The organism is Neisseria sp. P0021.S006 (genome assembly GCF_051956895.1).
Genome location: NZ_JBQCWZ010000998.1, coordinates 1 through 539 on the forward strand (window position 1 = coordinate 1; position 539 = coordinate 539).

At 47.5% G+C, this 539-nt stretch carries 1 protein-coding gene; it reads left to right on the forward strand.

Annotated features, from left to right (window positions below; genetic code table 11):
- Nucleotides 1–23: 23 nt before the first annotated feature.
- Nucleotides 24–539: 1-acylglycerol-3-phosphate O-acyltransferase (locus tag ACTHUM_RS18375; protein WP_440403733.1), on the forward strand; the 516-nt coding region annotated here is incomplete at its 3' end.

A 539-nucleotide genomic window follows, 5' to 3' on the forward strand; every position in this document is an offset into this window, starting at 1 on the left:
GAACACAATACAGAAGAAATTTTATGTCTAAACAAAAAGCTCCTTTTTTTAAACGTCTGAGCCGACTTTGCCGTTTGGCAGCTTGGTTATTTAGAACCGGCCGGGATTTGCGTGCCATTGATGGCAACAATGCAGAGGAACGCAATCATGCTGTGGTTGTTTTGGGAAAAGGTGCGTTGGATGCTTTGGATATCGAATTGGAAATCGGCGTACCGCCTCAAGGAAATGTGAGTGGTACTTTGGTGGTGGCCAACCATGTGTCTTGGTTGGATATTTTTGCCATGAGCGCCGTTTATCCGAGCAGTTTTATTGCGAAACAGGAAATCAGCGGTTGGCCGGTTTTGGGGAAAATGGGTAAAAATGCCGGCACGGTGTTTATCAATCGCAATTCCCGCCGTGATGTCGAGCCGATTAATCAGGCGATTTGTGCAGCATTGAAAGCAGGGCAGAATGTCAGCTTCTTCCCTGAGGCGCGTACTTCTTCCGGCTTGGGTATTTTGCCGTTTAAAGCTGCCCTGTTCCAATCGGCTATTGATGCG